The organism is Caballeronia glebae (assembly GCF_001545035.1).
Lineage (GTDB): Bacteria > Pseudomonadota > Gammaproteobacteria > Burkholderiales > Burkholderiaceae > Caballeronia > Caballeronia glebae.
In genome coordinates, this window is sequence record NZ_FCOJ02000012.1 from 53,404 (window position 1) to 76,205 (window position 22,802).

21 protein-coding genes are annotated in these 22,802 nt (G+C 62.3%); 10 read left to right on the forward strand and 11 right to left on the reverse strand.

Translation table 11 applies throughout. From position 1 onward, the window contains the following. Positions 1-115: 115 nt before the first annotated feature. The 4 genes from AWB82_RS10790 to AWB82_RS10805 all read left to right on the forward strand — a co-directional run bounded on the left by AWB82_RS10790 (position 116) and on the right by AWB82_RS10805 (position 3,902). A complete protein-coding gene (locus AWB82_RS10790; protein ID WP_086967126.1) occupies positions 116-505 on the forward strand; it encodes a hypothetical protein in 390 nt (129 codons plus the stop codon). A gap of 193 nt (positions 506-698) precedes the next feature. After that, a complete protein-coding gene (gene hpnI / locus AWB82_RS10795; protein ID WP_086967127.1) occupies positions 699-1,901 on the forward strand; it encodes a bacteriohopanetetrol glucosamine biosynthesis glycosyltransferase HpnI in 1,203 nt (400 codons plus the stop codon). Between the two features lie 85 nt (positions 1,902-1,986). Continuing rightward, positions 1,987-2,820, forward strand: a complete 834-nt coding sequence (gene hpnK, locus AWB82_RS10800; protein ID WP_086967128.1) for a hopanoid biosynthesis-associated protein HpnK — start codon at positions 1,987-1,989, stop codon at positions 2,818-2,820. A gap of 107 nt (positions 2,821-2,927) precedes the next feature. Next, the gene (locus tag AWB82_RS10805; protein ID WP_086967129.1) at positions 2,928-3,902 is read left to right on the forward strand and encodes a bifunctional helix-turn-helix transcriptional regulator/GNAT family N-acetyltransferase; all 975 of its coding nucleotides are present in this window, start codon (positions 2,928-2,930) and stop codon (positions 3,900-3,902) included. Position 3,903: 1 nt separating this feature from the next. Here AWB82_RS10805 and AWB82_RS10810 read toward each other — a convergent pair whose 3' ends face one another. The 4 genes from AWB82_RS10810 to AWB82_RS10825 form a co-directional block, all read right to left on the reverse strand. After that, entirely contained in the window at positions 3,904-4,821 is a 918-nt protein-coding gene (locus tag AWB82_RS10810; protein ID WP_200818081.1) for a dihydrodipicolinate synthase family protein, read from the reverse strand. Between the two features lie 10 nt (positions 4,822-4,831). After that, the gene (locus tag AWB82_RS10815) at positions 4,832-6,544 is read right to left on the reverse strand and encodes an IlvD/Edd family dehydratase (protein ID WP_086967130.1); all 1,713 of its coding nucleotides are present in this window, start codon (positions 6,542-6,544) and stop codon (positions 4,832-4,834) included. A 140-nt stretch (positions 6,545-6,684) separates the two neighbouring features. Beyond that, entirely contained in the window at positions 6,685-8,007 is a 1,323-nt protein-coding gene (locus tag AWB82_RS10820; RefSeq protein ID WP_086967131.1) for an MFS transporter, read from the reverse strand. 27 nt (positions 8,008-8,034) lie between these two features. Next, positions 8,035-9,216, reverse strand: a complete 1,182-nt coding sequence (locus tag AWB82_RS10825; protein WP_086967132.1) for a M20 aminoacylase family protein — start codon at positions 9,214-9,216, stop codon at positions 8,035-8,037. A 132-nt stretch (positions 9,217-9,348) separates the two neighbouring features. Between AWB82_RS10825 and AWB82_RS10830 the strand changes: the two genes are divergently transcribed. Next, complete coding sequence (locus AWB82_RS10830) at positions 9,349-10,242, forward strand: LysR substrate-binding domain-containing protein (protein WP_086967205.1); 894 nt, start codon at positions 9,349-9,351, stop codon at positions 10,240-10,242. A gap of 30 nt (positions 10,243-10,272) precedes the next feature. On the opposite strand, the gene AWB82_RS10835 is transcribed toward AWB82_RS10830, so the two are convergent. Next, a complete protein-coding gene (locus AWB82_RS10835; RefSeq protein WP_086967133.1) occupies positions 10,273-10,791 on the reverse strand; it encodes a hypothetical protein in 519 nt (172 codons plus the stop codon). Positions 10,792-10,973: 182 nt separating this feature from the next. On the opposite strand from AWB82_RS10835, the gene AWB82_RS10840 reads away from it, so the two are divergent. Then, positions 10,974-11,612: a YceI family protein gene (locus tag AWB82_RS10840; protein WP_086967134.1), complete on the forward strand. Its 639-nt coding sequence runs from the start codon at positions 10,974-10,976 to the stop codon at positions 11,610-11,612. A 10-nt stretch (positions 11,613-11,622) separates the two neighbouring features. On the opposite strand, the gene tdh is transcribed toward AWB82_RS10840, so the two are convergent. Next, positions 11,623-12,660 (reverse strand): L-threonine 3-dehydrogenase, encoded by a 1,038-nt coding sequence (tdh, locus tag AWB82_RS10845; RefSeq protein ID WP_086967135.1) that lies wholly within the window; start codon positions 12,658-12,660, stop codon positions 11,623-11,625. 102 nt (positions 12,661-12,762) lie between these two features. Beyond that, on the reverse strand, positions 12,763-13,965 hold the full coding sequence (locus tag AWB82_RS10850; RefSeq protein WP_086967136.1) for a glycine C-acetyltransferase: 1,203 nt from the start codon (positions 13,963-13,965) through the stop codon (positions 12,763-12,765). Between the two features lie 155 nt (positions 13,966-14,120). Here AWB82_RS10850 and AWB82_RS10855 point away from each other — a divergent pair, with 155 nt between their 5' ends. After that, positions 14,121-14,723, forward strand: a complete 603-nt coding sequence (locus AWB82_RS10855) for a helix-turn-helix domain-containing protein (RefSeq protein ID WP_086967206.1) — start codon at positions 14,121-14,123, stop codon at positions 14,721-14,723. 136 nt (positions 14,724-14,859) lie between these two features. Here AWB82_RS10855 and AWB82_RS10860 read toward each other — a convergent pair whose 3' ends face one another. Continuing rightward, on the reverse strand, positions 14,860-15,048 hold the full coding sequence (locus tag AWB82_RS10860; RefSeq protein ID WP_086967137.1) for a CsbD family protein: 189 nt from the start codon (positions 15,046-15,048) through the stop codon (positions 14,860-14,862). Positions 15,049-15,315: 267 nt separating this feature from the next. Between AWB82_RS10860 and AWB82_RS10865 the strand changes: the two genes are divergently transcribed. Beyond that, complete coding sequence (locus AWB82_RS10865) at positions 15,316-15,672, forward strand: DUF2471 family protein (RefSeq protein WP_086967138.1); 357 nt, start codon at positions 15,316-15,318, stop codon at positions 15,670-15,672. A gap of 67 nt (positions 15,673-15,739) precedes the next feature. Here the strand turns inward: AWB82_RS10865 and AWB82_RS10870 are convergent, their stop codons facing one another. After that, positions 15,740-17,173 carry a DUF2252 domain-containing protein gene (locus AWB82_RS10870; protein ID WP_086967139.1) on the reverse strand — a complete coding sequence of 478 codons (1,434 nt, stop codon included), beginning with the start codon at positions 17,171-17,173 and terminating at the stop codon, positions 15,740-15,742. A gap of 188 nt (positions 17,174-17,361) precedes the next feature. Between AWB82_RS10870 and AWB82_RS10875 the strand changes: the two genes are divergently transcribed. Continuing rightward, on the forward strand, positions 17,362-18,402 hold the full coding sequence (locus AWB82_RS10875; RefSeq protein WP_086967140.1) for a tyrosine-type recombinase/integrase: 1,041 nt from the start codon (positions 17,362-17,364) through the stop codon (positions 18,400-18,402). 24 nt (positions 18,403-18,426) lie between these two features. On the opposite strand, the gene AWB82_RS10880 is transcribed toward AWB82_RS10875, so the two are convergent. Both AWB82_RS10880 and AWB82_RS38255 read right to left on the reverse strand, forming a co-directional pair. Continuing rightward, complete coding sequence (locus AWB82_RS10880; RefSeq protein WP_086967141.1) at positions 18,427-19,626, reverse strand: DNA-binding protein; 1,200 nt, start codon at positions 19,624-19,626, stop codon at positions 18,427-18,429. Positions 19,627-21,282: 1,656 nt separating this feature from the next. Further along, positions 21,283-21,498 (reverse strand): hypothetical protein, encoded by a 216-nt coding sequence (locus AWB82_RS38255; protein ID WP_235023261.1) that lies wholly within the window; start codon positions 21,496-21,498, stop codon positions 21,283-21,285. Between AWB82_RS38255 and AWB82_RS10885 the strand changes: the two genes are divergently transcribed. Next, on the forward strand, positions 21,397-22,698 hold the full coding sequence (locus AWB82_RS10885) for a replication initiation protein (RefSeq protein WP_235023260.1): 1,302 nt from the start codon (positions 21,397-21,399) through the stop codon (positions 22,696-22,698). The two genes, AWB82_RS38255 and AWB82_RS10885, sit on opposite strands and share 102 nt — an antisense overlap. The last annotated feature ends 104 nt before the right edge of the window (positions 22,699-22,802 follow it).

The following is a 22,802-nucleotide window of genomic DNA, read 5'->3' on the forward strand; positions in this document are numbered from 1 at the left end:
GCATTATGTCCCTGTTATCGGCTCGCGCGCGAGGGGCTTAAGCGTGGCATAAGCTTCGCCCACGCACTATACCGTCCAGCGCGCCGATTCGCGGCCGTGCGGCCCGGAGATGCCGATGCGAGCGTCCACTCTCGTTTCCCTGCGTGCGAACGCAGTGCTGATCGCATTGTGCGTCGCCGCGTCGGATGCGGCGGGGCTCGCCGTCTGCGCGTTCACGGGCCACGTGAACGCGTTCGAAAGCACCACGGCGCGTGTCGCGGCGCTCGCGAGCGCGGCGGGCATCGTGTTCGTCGTGCGGCGCGTCGCGAAGGCCGAATTCGATGCGGCCAGGGCGGCAAGGCGCATCGCCTGGGCCGCGGACAAGTTCGTGATCGACGGAACCTGTCCGGGCGACTGGCTCGTGCAACTTCATGTCGAGCTTCATCCCGCCGGGTCGCGGTCGAGCGCCGCGCATGCGTGTGTGCCCGCAACGGCGTCCTGCAGAGTGCCACGCGGTCGGGCGTGACCTCGGAATCGCGCCCGATCTCATTCGCCCGGCCTATCAGCCGGGTTTTTTTTGCCTTCAGCACGCGCTTAGCCTGGCAATACACATCCCTTTCATGCGCATTTCATTGTGCATTCGTTCGCTTACCTAAGCGTGTCTTAAGGCTTGTGAAGGCAGGCTTCGAATTCTCGACACGCATGCGGACGAAGCGCTCATGACCGAACACTCGGTGCCGTTGTTCATGTGGCTCGTCATTGCGCTGTGTTGCGCCGCGACCTGTCACGCGACGCTCGCGGCGCTGCTCTTTCCCGGCCTTCGCGGGACGGCGCATGCGCGGCGCGGCGGCAACGTGTCCGGACCTATTAGCGTGCTGAAGCCGCTTTGCGGCATCGAGCCGCGCCTTTACTCGAATCTCGAAACCTTCTGTAGGCAGACGCATCCGTCATATCAATTGTTGTTCGGCGTGGCGAGCGCGTCGGACCCCGCGGCGCGCGTCGTCGAGCGGCTCGCGCACGCGTATCCGAAGCGCGACATCGAACTCGTGATCGACGGCGCCGCGCACGGCAGCAATCGCAAGGTCGGCAACCTGATCAACCTCGCCGCGCGCGCGAAGCACGATCTCATCGTGATCGCGGACAGCGATATCGCCGTCGAGCCGGACTATCTCGTGCGCGTGACCGAGCCGCTCGCCGATGCGAACGTGGGCGTCGTCACGTGTCTGTATCGCGCGCGGCGCGTGGGCGGCTTCTGGTCGCGCATCGGCGCGCTGTTCATCGACGAATGGTTTGCGCCTTCGGTACACGTGAGCAATGCCATCGGCCAGCGGCGCTTCGGCTTCGGCGCGACGCTCGCGCTCAGGCGCGACACGCTCGTGAAGTCGGGCGGTTTCGAAGCGGTGCGCGATTGTCTCGCGGACGATTACTGGCTCGCGGAACACGTTCGCGCGCTCGGCCTGCGCACGGTGCTCTCCGACGTGGTCGTCGCCACCGATGTGATCGAGCACGATCTCGCGTCGCTCTGGAGCCGCGAAACGCGCTGGCTGCGCACGATCCGCTCGATCAACCCGCTCGGCTTCGCGTGGCTGTGCCTCACGTTCACCACGCCGTGGCTTCTGATGAGCGCGTTGCTCGGACTCGGCTTCGAGCACGGAACGGACGCCGCGCAAGGCGTCGCGGATATGATCGTCGATCTGAGCACGTCGCTCGGCCTCTCGGCGCGGCTCCTGCTGCATAAACGAAGCGCACGCTCGTGGCGCTCGTTCTGCCGCGACCTGCCGCTCATTCCGCTACGCGACGTGCTGATGTGCCTGCAATGGCTCGCCGCATCGTTCGGATCGAGCGTCGTGTGGCGCGGCGTGCGCATCCCGCTCGACGACGCGCGCGAGCACTACGACGCCAACGCCCGCGACAGTCAATGACGCATCCAGCCATGCTCTCGCATCGTGAAGCACGCCGGCTTGCGTCGGGACATGCTGAAACAACACTCGCACGAGACATAACGCCGTGCGCGGCCTGATCGTCACCGCCGATGACTTCGGCCTGCACGAGCGCGTGAACGAGGCGGTCGCGTGCGCGCATCGCGAAGGCGTGCTGACGTGCGCGAGCCTGATGGTCGGCGCAAACGCCGCTCACGACGCCGTTAAAATCGCGCGCAATCTGCCTGCGTTGCGCGTCGGCCTGCATCTCGTGCTGACCGATGGCGTCGCCTCGCTACCGCATTGGTCGATACCCGATCTCGTCGATGCGCGCGGCAACTTCGAAGGTTCGATGTTCGAGAACGGCGTGCGCTTCTACTTCCTGCCGAGCGTGCGGCGGCAACTCGCAATGGAGATCCGTGCGCAATTCGAGGCATTCGCGGCGACCGGCCTCGCGCTCGATCACGTCAACGTGCACAAGCATTTTCATCTGCATCCGACGGTGCTTGCGCTGATTCTCGAAATCGGCGCGCAATTCGACATGCGCGCGATGCGCCTGCCGCGCGAGGTGCGCGGCTCGCTCTTTCTCATGCCGTGGATCGCGCTGATGAAGCGGCGCCTCGACAACGCGGGCATCCTTCATAACGACCGGGTCGCGGGCATCGCGCAAACGGGTCACATGGATGAAGCCGCGTGGCTCGCGCTGCTTGCGGCGGCGCCCGACGGCGTGCTCGAAATCTACAGCCATCCCGCGACGGCCGGCCCGCCGCTGACGAACGCGATGCGCGACTATCGTCACGAAGACGAACTCGCTGCGTTGTGCTCGCCGCGCGTGGCGCGCGCCATCGAAGCGACCGGCGCGATGCACGGCGGCTTCGCGGATGTGTTCGGTTTCGACAGCGCGCCCGAAACGGCCGCGTGAGGCGCGCATCGGTGAGAACTTTCGGGAGCGCGATTTTTCTTGCGAAAGTTGCAGATCGCAACTAAATTGAACGAATCTGGTTGCGCACCGCAACCGATGGAGGCGACATGGACTTCATCGACACACCCGTTCAATCCCGCGACAAAACCATCCTCGAACTGCGCGACTTCTCGCGCAAGCTCGTGCGCGAGCTGGGCTTCATGCGCAACACGCTCGCGGACAGCGGGCTCGCGCCGTCGGCGGTGCATGCGATCATCGAGATCGGCGCGACGCCCGGCATTCAGGCTCGCGACATCGCGCAGATTCTGCGGCTCGACAAATCGAATGCGAGCCGGCAGATCGCGCGGCTCGAAGCGGCGGGGCTCGTCACGCGGCAGACATCGAGCGAAGATGCGCGCTCGTCCGAGTTGTTTCTCACAACGGCCGGGCAGAAGCTGCGTAGAAAGATCGACAAGTTCGCGACCGACCAGGTCTCGGACGCGCTGCGCCGCATGGTGCCCGAAGATCAGCAGACGCTCGTGCGCTCGCTCGCGCTCTATGCCGATGCGCTCGCGCACGCTCATGACCACAAGACGCCGCACGCCGCGCTCACGGAAAGCACGCGCATCGTCGAGGGATATCAGCCGGGCTGCATCGGCGATGTGGCGAGCCTGCACGCGCGTTTCTATGCGCATCATGCGAGCTTCGGCGTGTTCTTCGAGCGCAAGGTCGCGACCGAACTGGCCGCGTTCGCCGAAAGCCTGCCCGCGAAAGGCAAGGCGCTGTGGCTCGTGATGCAAGGCGAGCGCACGCTCGGCTCGCTCGCGATCGACGGCGATCTGGCCACGCGCGTCGCGCATCTGCGCTGGTTCATCATCGACGATGCATTGCGCGGCAGCGGCATCGGCAAGCAATTGATGGCGCGCGCGATGAGCTTCGCCGACGCGCACTACGACGAAACCTATCTCTGGACGTTCAAGAGCCTGGACGCCGCGCGCCACTTGTACGAATCGTTCGGCTTCACGTTGAGCGATGAAGCCGAAGGCACGCAATGGGGCGCATCCGTCACCGAGCAGCGTTTCACACGCCGCCCGGCTCGATGATTCATCGGCGCAAAACGCGCGATGTCGGTCCGAGACGTTGCGCGAAACGGCGCGCGCATTCGATACCGAACGGCGTGGGACGCGCGCCACGATCGTGCAACACGTCGAAGCCCATGCGCCACGCCGCGATGCGCTTGCCGTAACAGGTGAGCGTTTCCAGGGACTGCATCACGAAGACGATTTCCGGCAGCACTTCCGCATACAGCCGTTCGGCATCGTGTTCGCGACCTTCGGCGAAGGCGCCGTGAATGGCGACCTGACGATCGAACGCGTCGGGCGCGACGATCAGGCCGTCGCAGCCGGCGCGCAAGTTGTCCACGAGTTCCTGACCGCCGCGCCCGTTGAATACCGCGAGCGTCTGTTCGAGCGCGCGCAATCGCTCGATGGTCGCGCGTATCGTCACGGCCGGGCCTTCGCCCTTCAGCAAGCGGAAGTTCGGGCGCTCGGCGGCGAGCGCGGCGATCGATTCCGCCGACAAACCCACGCCGAGATATTCGGGCGCGTTCTGAATGCCCGCGTTCGCGCCGGTTCGTTCGAGCACCGACGCGAAGAAGTCGTAGTAGAACGCCTCGGGTTCGCCGCGTTTCGACGGCGGCTGAAGGATGAGCCACGCCGCGCCGCGTTCGAGCGCATGATCGGCGAGCGCGACTTGAGCATCGACGCTGTCGCCGGTGATCGTGACCGCGAGCGGCACGCGGCCGGCGATGTGCGCGGCGCAATCGTCGATCATCGTGCGCTTTTCCGCTTCCGACAGTCGATTCACTTCGGTCGCGAGACCGAGCGTGACGATCGCCGGCGCGCCCGCCGCGATGGTCGCGTCGATCTGCTTGCGCGTGGCGTCGCTGTCGAGGCGATTCAGTGCGTCGAAATAGGCGTACAGCACCGGCCACATGCCGGGCGGCGTTTTCAGGTTCGACATCGACGCCTCCTTAGTGCGAATCGCGCGGCACCGGCGCGCCGCTCGAACCGACGAGGAAGTCCAGGTCCGCGCCCTGATCCGCCTGCAACACGTGCTCGACGTACAAACGGTAGTAACCGCGCTTCGGCAACTCGGGCGCTTGCCACGCGGCTCGGCGCTTTTCGAGTTCTTCGTCCGATACTTCGAGATGCAGACGGCGCGCCTCTACATCCAGTTCGATCATGTCGCCGGTCTGCACGAGTGCGAGCGGACCGCCCGCCGCCGCTTCCGGCGACACATGCAGCACGACCGCGCCATAGGCCGTGCCGCTCATGCGGCCATCGGAGATGCGGACCATGTCGGTGATGCCTTTTTGCAGCACCTTTTTCGGCAGCGGCATGTTGCCGACTTCCGCGAAGCCGGGATAACCCTTCGGCCCCGCGCCCTTCAATACCATGACGCAATGTTCGTCGATATCGAGCGAATCGTCGTCGACCTTCGCGTGAAGCTCTTCGACGTTCTCGAACACGACCGCGCGCCCGCGATGCTTCAGCAACGATTGCGTCGCCGCCGACGGCTTGATGACCGCGCCGTTCGGCGCGAGATTGCCCTTCAGCACCGCGATGCCCGCGTGCGGTTTGAACGGCTGCTCGAATCGGGTGATGACTTTCTCGTCGTAGTTCGGCGCGGCGCTCACGTTGTCCCAGATCGTGCTGCCGTTCACCGTGAGCGCATCGCGATGCAAAAGGCCTTGCTCGCCGAGCTGACGCAGCACTGCGGGCAAGCCGCCCGCGTAGTAGAAGTCTTCCATCAGATATTCGCCCGATGGTTGCAGGTTCACGAGGCAAGGCACGTTGCTGCCGAGTTCCCAGTCTTCGAGCGTGAGTTCCACGCCGATACGCTTCGCCAGCGCGATCAGATGCACGACCGCATTCGTCGATCCGCCGATGGCCGCGTTCGTGCGGATCGCGTTCTCGAAGGCCTCGCGCGTGAGGATCTTGTCCATCGTGACATCCTCCTTGACCATCCCGACGATGCGTCGTCCGGCCATATGAGCGAGCACCTGACGGCGCGCATCGACGGCGGGAATCGCGGCGTTGTGCGGCAGGCCCATGCCGAGCGATTCGACCATCGAGGCCATCGTGGAGGCGGTGCCCATCGTCATGCAATGGCCGCGCGAACGGTTCATGCACGACTCGGCTTCGACGAATTCTTCCTGCGTCATCGTGCCCGCGCGCACTTCCTCGGACATCTGCCACACGCCCGTGCCCGAGCCGATGGTGCGGCCGCGAAAACGGCCGTTGAGCATCGGCCCGCCCGACACCGCGAGGGCGGGCAGATTGCACGACGCCGCGCCCATCAGCAAGGCGGGCGTCGTCTTGTCGCAACCGACGAGAAGAATGACGCCATCGATAGGATTGCCGCGTATGGACTCTTCGACATCCATCGATGCGAGATTGCGAAACAGCATCGCCGTGGGCCGCAGATTCGATTCGCCGAGCGACATCACGGGAAATTCCAGCGGCAAGCCGCCCGCCTCGCGCACGCCACGCTTCACGTATTCGGCAAGCTCGCGAAAATGCGCGTTGCACGGCGTGAGTTCCGACCACGTATTGCAGATGCCGATAACCGGCCGGCCATCGAACTGATCGTGAGGAATGCCTTGATTCTTCATCCACGAACGATGGATGAAGGCGTCTTTGTCTTTGCCGCCGAACCAGCTTTGCGAACGTAGCTTGCGCATGGAAGTCCCCTTTTATCGCGCTTTCTTCATAGTGTGGGATCCAGTAAAAAAGGCCGCGCGGGCGGCCTTTTCGAAACCCGGACACGTCGAGTTATACACCTCGATACGCATCCGGCGCGCGTGTCTCGCAGGATTTGGGATCAGTCGAGCGTTTCCTTTGATCTTTCGCGCATGCACGCCACCGCGACCACGGAGAACACGCCGCAGCCGATCACGTACCACGCGGGCGCCATGACGCTCTTCGTGATGACGATGAGCGACGTCACGAAGAACTGCGCGAAGCCGCCGAAGATCGCGACGCCGATGCTGTAGACGATCGCCGCGCCCGTTGCGCGCACCGAGCGCGGGAACAGTTCGCCGAGCATCGCGCCGGTCGGACCGACGTTGAGCGAATGCACGATCGAGAGCACCGTGACGACCGAGAGCAGCGTGCCCGCCGTCGGCGACTGGTTCAAGAGCGCGAACGCCGGCCAGATTGCGAGCATCAGAAGAATGCGCGTCGTCTGAGCGAGCTTGTTGCGGCCGATGCGGTCCGACAGATAACCGCCGATCGGCGCGACGACGAAGAGAATCGCGCCCGACACGCAGCCCGAGAGCATCGCCGTCCAGCTCGGCAGACCGAGCGTCTTCACGCCGTAGATCGACAGATAAAACACGATGATGAAGTGCGCCGACGTGCCGCCGATCGTCAGACCCAGTCCGTTGAGCACCGCGCGGCGATGTTCGCGCAGCACGGCGAAGAGCGGGATTTTCGGCGCTTTCGGTGCGGTGGCCACGTTTTGCGGCGGCGCTTCTTCCATCGTGTGACGCAGCCACCAGCCGACCGGCACGATCGCCGTGCCGATGAAGAACGGCACGCGCCAGCCCCAGCTTTCGAGTTGCGCCGTCGAAAGCGATGCCGTGAGCGCGACGCCCGTCAGCGCGCCCGCGAGCGCCGAAAGCCCCTGGCTTGAGAACTGCCACGATGCATAAAGGCCGCGACGGTTCGCGGGCGCCTGTTCGAGCAGCAGTGTCGTCGATGCGCCCACCTCGCCGCCCGCCGAGAAGCCCTGAATCAGCCGCGCGATCACGAGAATGATCGGCGCGGCGATGCCCGCCTGCGCGTAAGTCGGCGCGACCGCGATCATCGCCGTGCCGAGCGCCATCAGGCCGAGCGTGAGCAGCATCGCCTTCTTGCGGCCGACGCGATCCGCGTACATGCCGATCAGCAAACCGCCGACAGGCCGCGTGAAGAACCCGACGCCGAAGCTCGCCACCGCGAGCAGCAACTGGCCGACCGGATCGTGCACCGGAAAGAACAGCTTGCCGATGGTGAGCGCGAAGAACGCATAGACGATGAAGTCGTAGAACTCGAGCGCGTTGCCGACCGCCGCCGCCAGGACGAGGCGGGTGCGCGCCGCGCGGCTCGTGGTCGCCGGCGTCGCGGGCGATGCGCCGTCGCTGGCCATCGTGGGTGTAATCATCATGTGCTCCGGTGCGTCGGTCGAAGATCAGTCGGCGAGCCAGGCTTCGGCCAGGCGCACCCAGTAACTCGCGCCGATCGCGAGGATGTCGTCGTTGAAGTCGTAGCCGGGGTTGTGCACCATGCAGCCGCCCTTCGAGCCGATGCCGTTGCCGATCCACGCATACGTGCCCGGACACGCTTCGAGCATGAAGGCGAAGTCTTCGCTGCCCATCAGCGGCCGCGCGGCGGGATCGACGCGTTGCGCGCCGAGCATCTGGGTCGCGACATCGGTGGCGAAGGCGGTCGGTTCCGCGTGATTCACGAGCACCGGATAGCCGAGTTCATAGTCGATCTCGGCCGTGCAGCCGAACGCCAGAGCCTGCGCGTTCACGAGCGCGGTAATGCGCTCCTGAAGCTGCTTGCGAACGCCCGCGTCGAGCGAGCGCACCGAGAGTTTCATCAGCGCGGTCTCGGGAATCACGTTGCACGCCTCGCCCGCCTGCACGCTGCCGACCGTGACGACCGCGGGCTTTTGCGCATCGATTTCGCGCGCGACGATGCTGTTGAGACCGAGCATGATCGATGCGACCGCGGGCATCGGATCGCGTGCGACGTGCGGCATCGCGCCATGACCGCCGACGCCGCGCACGGTGATGTTCACGCGATCCGACGACGCCATGCCCGGACCGGGCGTGAAGAACATGTCGCCCGCGGGCAGACCGGGCATGTTGTGCAGGCCGAACACGGCGTCGCACGGAAATTTTTCGAAGAGACCGTCTTCGATCATCGCGCGCGCGCCCGCCTCGCCTTCCTCGGCGGGCTGGAAGATCACGATCAGCGTGCCCGAGAACTGGCGGCTTTCGGCAAGATAACGCGCGGCGCACAGGAGCATTGCGGTATGGCCGTCGTGACCGCATGCGTGCATCGTGCGCGCATGCTTGCTCGCGTAGGGCAGGCCGGTCGTTTCCTCGATCGGCAACGCGTCCATGTCGGCGCGCAGACCGATACGCTTGCCGCCCTCGCCTTCCTTCAACACGCCGACGACGCCCGTCTTGCCCAGCCCGCGATGCACTTCGTAGCCCCATTGCGCGAGCAATCCGGCGACGAGATCGCTCGTCAGTGTTTCTTCATATGCAAGTTCCGGATGCGCATGAATGCGCCGGCGCACATCGACAAATTCCGATGCGATGGCTGCAATTCCGGGGATAACGGGCTCGATTGACAACATGTGACACTCCTTGCTTGATGCGACTCGATGTGTGCCAAGCATATAAAGCCGTAAAGCAAACCAAAAGACGGTAAATTTATTGCGTGATTACTATTAGTTGTCGGCAATAACCCTAGGATGTCGCTCATGAGCATGAAGTACCACCAATTGCGCGCATTTCTCACGACCGCCGAGCAAGGCAGCATTCGCGCGGCCGCGCGCAGCCTTCATCTCTCGCAAGCGGCACTGACGAAAGCCATCAAGGAACTGGAGCAGGATCTTGGCGTGCCGCTCGTGTTGCGCACCGCGCGCGGCGTGCAGTTGACGGCGTTCGGGCAACAGTTGCGCGTGCGCGCGCATCTGATCGTGAGCGAAATGCGCCGCGCCGAAGACGACATCGCGCAGATGAAAGGCGCCGGCGCGGGCAGCGTGAGCGCGGCCGTCACGCCGACCGCGGCGTTATCGATACTGCCGCAGGCGTATCGCGCGTTTCGCAAGCAGATGCCGGAAGCGCGCGTGAGTTTCATCGAAGGCTTTCCGGGCGTCGCGATGCCGCGTTTGCGCGACGGTTCGCTGGACTTCGTCGTTGCCGTCGTCGTGCCCGAGCATCTCGCGCCGGAGTTCGATCACATCGAGTTGTACGAGAGCCACTCCGCGATCGTCGGGCGAGCGGATCATCCGTTGCGCAACTGCACGTCGCTCGCGGAATTATCGGATGCGGAATGGTTGCTGAATCCGTCGCCGGAAAGTTCGACGCAGGCGCTGCTCGCTTCTTACGCCGAGCGCGGTTTGATGGTGCCCAAACGCGTGATCGAATGTCCGAGCTTCATCATTGCGCATGGGTTGTTGCGTGGCTCGGATGCGCTGGCCGCGATGCCCGCCGCGTTGCTCGAACATCCGTGGGTCAGCGAGGGACTCGCGATCTTTCCTATCGCCGATGCGTTGCCCGCGGTGTCGGTCAGAATCGTGACGCGGCGGGACAGTCCGTTGACGCCCGCCGCTACGTTGTTGCTGGAATGTTTGCAGCACGCGGCGCGCTCGCAGTGAGGCGAGGGGTTTAGTAATAGTAAGGATTGCTCAGAACTTCACTTTGAGCATGAAACCAAGCGTGAAAGGAAGATCGCTCGAAGGTATCGGTGGAATAAGGATGATGTTCGCGCCGACGCGCTTGTATTCCAGCATGATGAGCGGCGCGGCAACCGGCCCCAATGTATGGTTATGGCCGATGCCATAGCTGCCGTAGTCATAGCCGGAGATGAGTCCGGCCATCACGGCGAGCCTGATGTAGTTCCAGTGAAGGAAGTCCGGCCCCCATACGCCGCCGCCATAGAACGACGGCTTGGATAACGAGTTGCGAAAGTAGCCGCCCGTAATCGCCCACTGCGGCGCAACCCAGCATTCGGCGCCGATGCCCGGATTGAATTGCTCGAAATCCTTGTCCGGGTGAACATGATGCGAGGCGACCATCGCGTCGACCCAGAGACCGTCGCCGCACCAACTCGCATGCGCGGCGGGCAACCAGGCCAACGGCGTGAGCGCGACAGCCACCGACAAGCGCGCGCGGAAGGTTCGAAGACGGGACAGCCATGTGCGCATGCGTTCTCCGCCAACGCGCGTACGCGAAGGCGCCTTTTTTTGAGATGGAAGTCGATGCGAACTCTACCTGATCGCACCATTTTCGTGTGCGTCGACGAAAAGACCGTGACGGCTCGCGCACGCTTTCACGATCTCGGCGAAACTTGCCGGAGTTTCTATTTCCGAATTCGAGGCAATGCGCGATGAAGATTTATGAGCGTCTCGTTCCTTTTCTGGCGGCAATCGCGTTGACGGCCTGCACGCCGCTGCAGGTCGTTACACATCATGTGTCATCGAGCGAATCGAGCGTGCCGCCGGGACGTTATCAGCTCGATCCGCATCACTGGAACGTGAGTTTCGATGTCGATCATTTTCATTACTCGCGCTTCGTCATCCGATTCGACAAAACAACGGCGCAACTCGACTGGAATGCGGACGGGATGTCCGGAAGCTCGGTGCGCGCGCGCATCGATGCGTCGAGCGTCAACACCAACGTGCCGCTGCTCGATCGCATGCTGAAAGGGGCGGACATGTTCGATGTCGAGCGTTATCCGGAAATCGTCTTCGTCAGCACGGCGTTTCAACGCACCGGCGACGACAAGGGCATATTGACGGGCGATTTGACGATACGCGGCACGACGAAGCCGGTCACGCTGAACGTGACGTTCAACGGTCACGCGGTCAATCCGCTCACGAAGCAGGAAACGCTCGGCTTTTCAGCCGATGGACATTTCAGCCGCGCGCAGTTCGGATTGACGACGTGGTATCCGGCCGTCGGCGACGATGTCCACGTCGCCATTCAAGCCGAATTTTCGAAGGCATCCGCGAACAACGCCCAGTGATGCGCGCGGCTCAGGCCTCGGTTGCGGTCCAGTCGAGCACGACCTTGCCGCTGTTGCCGGAGAGCATCGTGTCGAATGCGCGCTGATAGTCGTCGACGGGAAAGGTGTGCGTGAGAATCGGCGAAAGATCGAGGCCGCTTTGCAGCATCGCGACCATCTTGTACCAGGTCTCGAACATCTCGCGTCCATAGATGCCCTTAATTTCGAGCCCCTTGAAGATCACCTGATTCCAGTCGATCGCGGTCTGCGCCGGCGGAATGCCGAGCAACGCCACCTTGCCGCCGTGATTCATCGATTCGAGCATCGCCGTGAATGCGCTCGGCACGCCGGACATTTCCAGACCCACGTCGAAACCTTCGGTCATGCCGAGTTCGCCCATCACGTCGCGAAGGTTTTCGTTCGCCACGTTGACTGCGCGCGTCGCGCCCATTTTGCGGGCGAGTTCGAGGCGATAGTCGTTCACGTCGGTAATCACGACGTTGCGCGCGCCGACATGCCGCGCGATCGCCGCAGCCATCGCGCCGATCGGACCGGCGCCTGTGATCAGCACGTCCTCGCCAACGAGATTGAACGAGAGGGCAGTGTGCGTCGCGTTGCCGAACGGATCGAAGATCGCGGCGAGGTCGTCGGAAATATCGGGCGGAATCTTGAACGCGTTGAACGCCGGGATCACGAGAAATTCCGCAAAGGCGCCTTCACGGTTCACGCCGACGCCGACCGTGTTGCGGCACAAATGACGGCGGCCTGCCCGACAGTTGCGACAAAAGCCGCAAGTGATATGGCCTTCGCCCGACACGCGATCGCCGATGGCAAAGCCGCGCACCTCCTCTCCCATCTCCACGATCTCGCCGACGTACTCGTGACCGACATGCATCGGCACGGGAATCGTCTTCTGCGCCCATTCGTCCCATTTCCAGATGTGAATGTCGGTGCCGCAAATCGCTGTCTTGCGGATGCGGATGAGAACGTCGTTGTGGCCGACTTCAGGCCGCTTCACGCGTGTCAAGGTAAGGCCGGGTGCGCGTTCGAGTTTGGCGAGGGCTTTCATTGCGTTGATCCTGACGTTTGGTCTTGATGGTGTTGCTCCGAAGGTCGCGGGCTTGTGGCCCGACCCTCGTGGCTTTATGCGCATAAAGGTTTGCGGCTGGGCTCAGCGGATGACGCCGAGCGACCGGCCGACGCGCGCGAACGCATCGACTGCGCGATCGATCTGTTCCGGCGTGTGCGCCGCGCTCATCTGCGTTCGGATGCGTGCGCGTCCTTTGGGCACGACGGGGTATGAAAAGCCGATCACGTAGACGCCTTCGTCGAGCAAAGCATCGGCCATCTTCGACGCGAGCTGAGCATCGCCGAGCATGACCGGAACGATCGGATGTTCACCGGGGACGAGATCGAAGCCGAGCGCGGACATCGCGCGCCGAAAGTGCGTGCTGTTCTCGCGGACGCGCCGGCGCAATGCCGCGCCTTCATCGCTCGCGAGCAGTTCGAGTACCTTGAGCGACGCCGCGGCGATACTCGGCGCCAACGTGTTCGAGAACAGATACGGCCGGCTGCGTTGCCGCAACAGTTCGATCACTTCCTTGTGCGCGGCGACATAGCCGCCCGAAGCGCCGCCGAGGGCCTTGCCGAGCGTCCCGGTGATGATGTCCACGCGATCCAGCACGCCGCAGTGCTCCGGCGTTCCGCGTCCGTTCTCCCCGATGAAGCCGACGGCGTGGGAATCGTCAACCATGACGAGTGCGCCGTAACGGTCGGCTAGATCGCAGATGCCGGAGAGGTTGGCGATGATGCCGTCCATCGAAAATACGCCGTCGGTCGCGATCAGCTTGAAGCGTGCGCCGGCGGCGTCGGCTTCCTGAAGGCGCGCTTCGAGATCCGCCAGGTCGTTGTTCTTGTAGCGCAGACGCCGAGCCTTCGAGAGCCGGACGCCGTCGATGATGCTGGCGTGATTCAGCTCGTCGCTGATGATCGCGTCTTCTTCGGTTAGCAGCGTTTCGAACAGGCCGCCGTTCGCGTCGAAGCAACTCGAATAGAGGATCGCGTCATCGGTTTCGAGGAAACGCGCGATTGCCTGTTCGAGTTCCTTGTGCACGATCTGCGTGCCGCATATGAAGCGCACGGACGCCATGCCGAAGCCATCGGCATCCAGGCCATCCTTCGCTGCTTCGATGAGCCGGCGATCGTCCGCGAGACCGAGATAATTGTTCGCGCAGAAGTTCAGCACGCCCGTTCCGTTCGCGAGCCGAATGTCCGATGACTGCGGACTCGCAATGACGCGCTCCGTTTTGTAGAAACCCGCAGCGCGAATTTCGTCGATCGTCGAGCGCACGTGGGAGAGAAATCGGTCTTTCATCGCAATCCTTGTTGTTGGCGTGCCAACGCAACCCGCGCGCCTCGCCACGCGCGTGCGACCCATAGCCCTGTTATAGTGCATCCATCGCATCGGACATGTTCGATATTTCGAACCAGATTCCGATATACCGAACACTTTACGAGATTGATCGATTCATGGCAAGCACGGGTTCAGAAGGAAAGACGGGTGAGCTCGCGGGCGCTGGAGCAACGCCGCCACGCGTCGGCGAAATCATCCAACGCTTGCGCAATGAACGAAAGCTGACGCTCGACGATCTCTCGCGCGCGGCCGGCGTATCGAAATCGATGCTATCGGAAATCGAACGCGACAAGGCCAATCCGACGATCGCCGTCGCGTGGCGCTTGACCAACGCGCTCGGTATCAGCCTCGATCAATTGTTCGCGCAGCAGAGGCCCGCCGAAGCAATCCGGGTGTCCGGGCCGCATGAGATACCGACCTTGAGCGGCGACAACGGCGGCTATCAGCTACGCGTGTGGGGGCCGATCGAACTCGCCGGTAGGTTCGAGTGGTACGAACTTACGCTTCAATCCGGCGCCGCGCTTACGTCAAACGCGCACGAGCCGGGCACGCGCGAGCATCTCACGGTGTTGAACGGTTCGATCGAAGTGGATGCGTCGGGCGCGACGCGTCGTCTAAAGGCGGGAGAAACCGCGCGCTATGCAGCGGACGAAGCGCACGCGATCCGCAACGTGGGTCGGGCGGACGCCAGAGCGCTGCTCGTCGTCATTCACGGCTGAAGCGCGCACAGCCCGGAAACTTGATGCGCATAAAGTCCTGTGCCCCGAGACTTCACGCGCACATGAAAAAAGGGACGAGCATCGAGCACGTCCCGTTCAAAACAGCACCGGCATTGCGGCGCCGATCAGCCCGTTTTTACGGGTTCTTTTTCACGCTGTCCTTCAGATCTTCGCGTGCATCGCCCACGCCTTTCTGAACCTTGCCCGCCGCCTGCTGCAAATCGCCCTTGGCTTCCTGGGCCTTGTCCCCCGTCACTTTCCCGACGCCCTCGTTGATCTTGCCCTTGACCTGCTCGCCGACGCCTTCGACTTGATCCTTGTTCATGTCAGTTCTCCCGTGGTTTGCAGCGCTGTTGGCCGCGCCATGCCGTCGAACGAACGCAGAAAAGCGCCTGCGCGTTCCGCTCAGGAGAGTTCCCAAGCATGGTGAAACGATGCGCTTCGTTCGTCGGGACGCATAGCGGCGCATGTCTGAAACCCACGTAGGCGGAATCGCACATACACCCGGTTCGACTAGCGCGACGCTATTTTCATTGCAGCAAGTACTGTATATTTGTACAGTACAATAAGACCGCGTGGGAAGGGGTGAATCATGGAGTCGAACGGTGAAAATCTAAGCAGAAGGCAGTTCGCCCGCGCTGTGCGTGATCTCGAACGCATCACGCGTCAGGTTGCGGCGCGCTATATCGACAAAGGGGTGCCGCTGACCTGGCGGTTGTTACACGCCATCGAGGCGGAGGCCGTAGCGGATCTCGGATTTGCCGGGCGGCATGAAGCCGCATTGCGCGAGCTGTTCGCGCGTCCCGATAACTTTCATTTTCCCGAAACCGATGATGTCGTCGATGTTGCATCCTCCGATGCTTTATCCGCGGTTTTCGCCTTCGCCGTAGACGCCTACGAGCGCGCCGCACGACAAGGTCGACCGCAGGCAGTCATCGCTGCGCATTGACACGCATGCGCCCGGCACGCGGCATGACCCGCGTGCCCCGCATTATTCCGCCCCGCATCGAGTCGTTTCAAGGCGCGAAGTCTGCCGCCATCTCCGCATCGGAACGCGCTTCGAGCTTGCCATCGCGGCACGCAGCGCGAAATACCTCGTAGTCCTTTTCCACCTGATTCGCGTAGGCGCGCCCGTAGCGCATCAGAGCTTCCGCCATGCGGTCGCTGCGGCCCAGGTAGCCCGAAATCTCCGGCGCGCATCCGCCGGACTTCGCGTGCGCGCGGGCGAGTGCCCAGCCGCAGAGCGAGGCGTACTCGCGGAACACGTCGTCGCTGAAAGTGTCGAGTTCGGCGGAAATCTTCATGTCGCGTAACTGACGGATGTACAGCGTGCGTCCGAGCGGCCCCGTCGCCCAGCCGAGAAATGGGTCCGTGGCCGCCTGCATCAGACGTTGTCCGTGAACGACGCGCTGACCGTCGTGATCGAAATCGCCGGCGTGCTTCGCATGTTTCGCATGTGTCGTGTATCGCGCGACGACGGACATCGATGCCTCCTTCATCTGCAAGAAAAGCGGCTTGTCGTGATGATCCGTGAGCAGCAAAACGAGGCAGCGCGTGCCGACACTGCCCACACCGACCACCTTGAACGCGACATCCTGCAACGTGAATTGCGACAGCAGCCTCGCGCGCTCCGGCGTCAGCGTCGCCACATAATCGCGCACGAGCGCCGCGATAATTTCCTCGCGACGACCTTTGAGCGTCATCCAGCCGTCGTTCTCGTCGATCAGCGTGCTCTCGCCGTGGATGTGAAACACGGCCGGCGGCGCATCGCGGATACGCCACGTGTCGCCGGTCCGGTCCGCGAGCTTGGGCAGCATCGTCTCGTGCGTGCGGCGCGAAGCCCGTTCGACGCCGCGCTTGATACGCCGCCGCGCGTCTTCGTTCTGCACGGTCTCGTACATGCGATCGAAGGTGATGCGCTCGTACCAAAGATCGAGCACGCTCATTTCGGCGTATTCGCGCAGATGCGTCTGATAGCTGCGCGCCACGAGAAACGCGAATTCGTCGGCGGCAAGATCGCCGTGGCCGAGATGCCGGCCGGCAATCGTAAAGCTCGCGACGAGGCGTTTCAAATCCCATTCCCACGGCCCGAGCGCGGTTTCGTCGAAGTCGTTGAGATCGAAAATGAGCGTGCGCTCCGGCGTTGCAAAGCCGCCGAAATTGGATAAATGACAGTCGCCGCAAATCTGAATGGCGATGCCACTGTCCGGCGTGGCCGCCAGGTCGTGCGCCTGCACGATGGCGCTGCCGCGATAAAACGTGAACGGCGACACCAGCATGCGACCGTAACGCAAAGGAATCAGCGCATCGACACGACCTTTGCTGCTTATCCGCAATAGTTCGATGGGATCGCGATCGATATCGCCGATCGCCTCGTGCGCGGCCCGTGGCGTGCGTTCGCGCCCGGCGCGTCCGTTCGCTCGGCGTTCCTGCCAGGATTGCTGCGCCATCGCTCGCCCCTTTTTTTTGCTCTTGTGCTCGTGGATGGAAAGAAGCCGTATCAACGACAGTAGTCGACGAAACGCACGCGCGGCAAGACAGTTCTCGACACTCGGCAAACACCTGCGCTTGACGTCGCGCGCTCGAAGCCCGACCCTGTGCGCAGTGCAATACAGCGCGCAGCGCGCCTTCGAACAATATGCCGAACACTTCCGATCTCTTCGACCAACAGCGCGCCGACTGGCAGGCCGATCCGTACGCCGCGTTCGATGCATGGCTTGCCCAGCAGTCGTTCAGGGCATCATCGGCCGATGTGTATCGCGCGCAGTGGGGAAATTTTCTTGAGTGGCTGGCCGCGAAGCGCGCGACACTGCATACGGTGCAACGTCCCGTCATCGAGCAGTTCGTCGCGCAGCTGGACATCCGCCGCCAGCAGCGCATGCGCTACCTTCGGCTGATCGAGCGCGTGCTGGACCATGTGCGGGAAGTGGAGTCGGCGGCGACGAATCCGGCGCGGTTCATCGCTCAGGACGGTAACGCGGCATGGCGCAAGGCACGCGACAACGAGCCGACCGGTTTTCTCACTCACGACGAGCGCGCGCATCTGGTCGGGCATCTCTTTTCGCCGATCGGCGCGTTGCCGGCCGGACAGCGCTGGCGCGAGCGGCGCGATCGGGCGTTGGTCGCCGTATTTCTCGGCGCAGGCGTGAAAACGGGCGAAGCCGCACAGTTGACCGTGGATTGCTATGCGCCCGGCGCGCCCTACATCACCGTCGATGCGTCGAACCCGCTATTGATCCGGCAAGCGCGGCTCGCCCCCTTCGCCATCGAATTGCTCGACAACTGGATCAGCGAACGCAAGACGGCGGACCTTGCCGGTGAGTTGCTCTTCCCGGCGGCTCCAACCGGGCGCTCCATGCACAAGGCGACGATGCTGCGCGCGATCGACGCCGTCGTTGCTGCGTCGGGCATCGCTGCGTCGCGTGTCGCGCGGGCAAGTCCACAGACCTTGCGTAACACGTACGCCGCGGAAGTGTTCGAAGACGGAACGGACCCGGAACGCGTCGGCCAGTGGCTCGGATTCCAGCAGACGATCTCCGTGCATCGGCTGCATCGGGCGTGGCAAGAATGGATGGGTGAGCAAATACGGGAGCGGGACCTGGCCCACGCGCGCGTCGACGAAAGCGCTGGCGCGCATCCGCATATGTCCGTCGACGATCCCGAAAACCCTCACCTTTGACGATTGCGCTCGCTCGACGTCCGATCAGGACGTACTGACGCGCGCCGACCGGACGAATCCATCGACGGCCGCGAGCTTCGATGACGCCGCGCCCGAGGTTCGCTCGCAGTTCGGGCAGGAAAGTTCGTATTCGTCTTCATGACGCTGCAGTTCCGGGTCGCCCGCCTCGCACGCCGGACAGGCTGCAGGCGCCGCGACGTGCGCATCGACTTGCGTGCCCAGCTTTGCGATCTCGGCCGAGCTGAGGCGTCCCTGCATCGCCAGGGACGCGATCAACGCGCCGACTTCGGCGCTCGCGCCCGACTGAACGCGCTGTGCGTCGCGCTCGAGAACCAGCGCATCGATTTCGTCGGACTGCGCTCGCACCTGTGATTCGAGTCGATCAGCGCGGCTCCTGGCTGCGCTAAGTTGTTGAATGAAACCGAATTCTTTTTGGCTCGCCTCTCGCGCACCCGACTGATAGGTGGCGGCCATGCCGCGCAGGGAGTCGAGTTCGACGAGCATCGGGTGAACGCGCCGCTCGGCTTCCTTGACCGCGTCCTTGATCTGCTGGGCGTAATGCTCGGTGTTGTGACGCAACTCGTCCTGGAGTTCGTCGATGCGATCGCGAAGCCGCGCCGAGCAATCCTGTTCCTGATGCAGTCGCTCGGAGAGCGCCTCGTTCTCCTTTTCCCAACGGGCGATGACTTCGCGCAACCCTGCCTGAGCATCCGATCCCTGATTTCGAAGCGCCCTCAATTCGGCTTGCAGTGCGGCGATCTGGGCAGCGCCGGCTTCGGCGCGCGCTTCCGCACGCTGATGAGCTTGCTCGATCGCCTCGCGGCGAATATCAGCATCGCGAATCTGGGCTTGCGCGGATTGCATGGCGGTGTCGAGACGGGTTCTCTCCTCCGTCAAGGCGGAACGCGCGACCGTTTGAGCCTCGTCGTATAGCGCCGCCAGCAGCTCGCCTGCACGTTCCTGTAACGAGTCCGGCATCGCCCCCGCGTCGATACGCACGCGCAGCGTCGAGCGAAGACTGGTCCAGAAGGCTTCGATATCTTTGGGAATGTCGCTCGCGCTACCGGTTTGAGTCAATTCGCGGACGGTCGTCACGGAAGGTCGAATGCCAAGGTCGAAGAAAAGTCGCTTGCAGGCATGCTGCGAAAGATCTTGCCGCCGTGCGCCGGTGGCTCGCATCGCTTCGATTTCCTGGCGCAGAGTGTCGCGAATGTGTAGGTCCATGACTGGGATTGAGCGGTTCGACATTACGATCATAACGTTTTACGTATCAATCATTATGATTTTCGTTTGGTGATGGAAGAACGCATCGACTTGGAACAATGTGGATGTTTTCTAACAACGCGATCTCACGATCTTAGCGGCTTTCGTGAAACATCCTGAGGATGTATGTGCAAGCCTATGATTTAACGCGAATTTTAGTTCGATTTTCGTCGTGTGTCGTTGTTCCACGCATTTTTTTGTATTGTTGGTCCAGTGACTACTCGCGGCACCGCTTGAGAGTAATAGAAGTAAACACCCTTGAACCTTGTTAACAGCGTTAACGCCCAGCCAAAGCCTTATCCCAAAAGGGTTTGCGGGATGTCAGGTGAGATTGTACGGGAACTATGGTGAAGCTCTGCGGGAGGGATCGGTGACGGGCTTCGGGAACGTCGGTGAGTACTCCCGGGAAGTATCGTGAGGGGATTCGGGGAGCCTCGTTAACCGCTCGGTGAGCGAATCCGGGAGGACGTTGTCGTGAAAGCATTGGTGCATGGGAGTCGCCTGTCGCTTGCCCCGTCCCCAAAGGTGAGGATTTGCGGGGTCTCACAAACCACGTGATTTGAGGGCGCTCCGGAGTACCTTTTACCGATCAGTGAGGGTTTTCAGGGAAAATACGGAGGGAAAGGTGAGGGTTTTCGGGCGCGCATGCCCATTTAGGCCTCGGAATTCCACTCTTTGGTGTTAAGGGTGAGCTTTTTCGGGAATGAGGTGAGCGGTGCAAGTCCCTGCGTTGACCTCTCATCTCCTTTTCGGCTTCGATTTGCCCGTCAGAATGGCTTAAGGTGAGCTTTTTCGGGATAATTCGCGCCTTCTTTTTCGGCATTTCTGCTCAAGCCGGAGTCACCTCATGGTGAGAAAATTCGGGACAACCTGTACGGTAGCGGGATCCGATAACGGAGGTCGCGGTTTGGTATTTCGAAAAATCCGCTTTAAATCAAGTAGATAGATAGATATTGCGTCCGTCGAAGCCGAGTATGGTGAGGGAATTCGGGAGACGCGGACATAGGCTGCTCGATGTCGCGAAAAATCGAGCGGTGAGAGTTTGCGGGAGCTCGTTGCCTCGCATTTACATTAGGAAAGCGAGATAAGTGCCTGGAAGAGCGAATTTTCCATAGCCGCGATGCGTATAGGTGAGCATTTACAGGGGGCAAGGTGAGTGTCTTGTGAGCCTTTGAATCAGGCAAGGTGAGCGATTTCGGGAGGCAATCGACAGTGCGATGCCGTCTGCTCGGGCCTCAGAGTCGATGGATCGGGTTAGTACGATTCCTCAAAGGTGAGACTTTGCGGGACTCTAGTTCGGTTTGCCCTTGGAGTGAGTTCGCCCATCGACGGGTTTGCACCGCAACGATCCCTCAGCCGAGCAAAATATGGTCGATGTCGCACTGTCTCCGGCGCACCACACCGCGTTCACCCAGCCGAAAAATTTTTGCGGTGAGCCTTTTCGGGATGCTGTCCGAGCTTCGTGATCGCGCTGGAAAAGCGCCGCAATCCGTTTACCCGCATCGGCATTATGCTTATCGGATGAACTCGACGGGTGAGCGGTGAGCGTTTACGGGAACGCACCGCAGTGAGTCGCATCACCTGTCCTGGAATCACCCCATAACGGTGAAGACGTCCCTATAGACGGGGTTCACCCCTATCGGTATCCTTGCTCGCAATATCGATCTCGACCATTTCATGGCCACCAAGCGCGCAAAGAAAACCGATGTCGTCAGCCCCAGTTCGGCGGAATTGCGCAAGGCAGTCGAGGCCATTGCGATCCAGCCGAAAAGCGGCAAGATCACGCTGCTCACCAGGAAGCTGTTCAACGTGCTCCTCGCCGTCGCTCAGCAAGCCGATGAGTCCGGTGACACATATCGCGCACTGCTATCCGATATCGTCGCGAACTCCGCGTTCGACTCGAACGACACCGCACTCGTCAAAGAGCATTTGCGTCGCATGGTGTCGGTGCAGGTGGAGTGGAGTACCGGCACGTCGAGCCAGAAGCCCGGTCGCAAATGGGGCATCTCGACTTTGATCGCAGATGCCGAAATCCTCGAAGATCCGACGACACGCCGCGTATGGGTCGAATTCTCCTTCGCGCCCAAGATTAAGAAAAAGCTGCTGGACCCTGTCCAGTATGCGCGCCTGAGCCTGCAGTTCCAGAGCCAGTTGCGTAGTAGCGCTGGCCTTGCCCTCTATGAAATCTGCGTTCGTTACCTGACCAATCCCAGTCATTTGACGATGCGCGAGACGTGGGAGTGGTGGCGGCCCATTCTCTCGGGTACGCCCGATACCGAAGCCGGCGACGAAGCCAAGCGCGAATACAAATACTTCAAGCGCGATTACTTGCGGCCAGCGATTGCCGAGGTGAACGCGGTGACGAATATTTTCGTCGAACTGGTGGAGCATCGCGAAGGGCGCCGCGTCGCGGAGATCCAGTTTCGCGTGACCGAACGCAAGCAGCCGATGCTCGCGCTCGACGAACATCCGAACGTGTTCGACAGCACGCTGGTGGATCGGATGGTGAAGATTGGCATTCCGCTCAAGGACGCTCAGACGCTGTACGCCGACAGCGAGGAAAACCGCATCCGCGCCGCCTTGCAGATGACCGAGCAGCGCATGCGCAGCACGTCTTTGCCGCCGGTTCGTAGCGCCGCAGCCCTTTTCAAGGACGCGCTCAAGAAAGGCTATGCACCGCCGGTAGAAGTGCTGCCTCCCGCGACGAGCGGTGCGGCCTCGCGCACGTCGGCGGCCGCTTCCGGCGCTGACGATCTCAAAGCCCGCTTGCTGAGCGAATTCTCGGCCTACCGCCGCAAGGAAGCGCGCGTGCTGTACGAAGAGCAAGGTGAGGAAGAACGGGAGGTCGCGCGTCAGTCCTTCGAGGACGATGTGCTGCCGGGCCTTGGCACACACATGCGCGACGATTGGCGCAAGCGCGGACTGGATTCGAAGCTAGCCGAGACATCCTTTTTCGACTGGCTGGCGCGAAAGACGTGGGGTGAACCTACGGATGGCGACTTGCTGGCATTCACGCTGAGTCAATCGCGCTGATTGATGGCCCCGCGCGTAGCCGTTACGCTGCCGTTGCCGCGAAGTTTCTCTGACAAACAGCTGACTTAGCAGGGCCGCCGAAGCACGTTTCGGCGGCCCTTCCG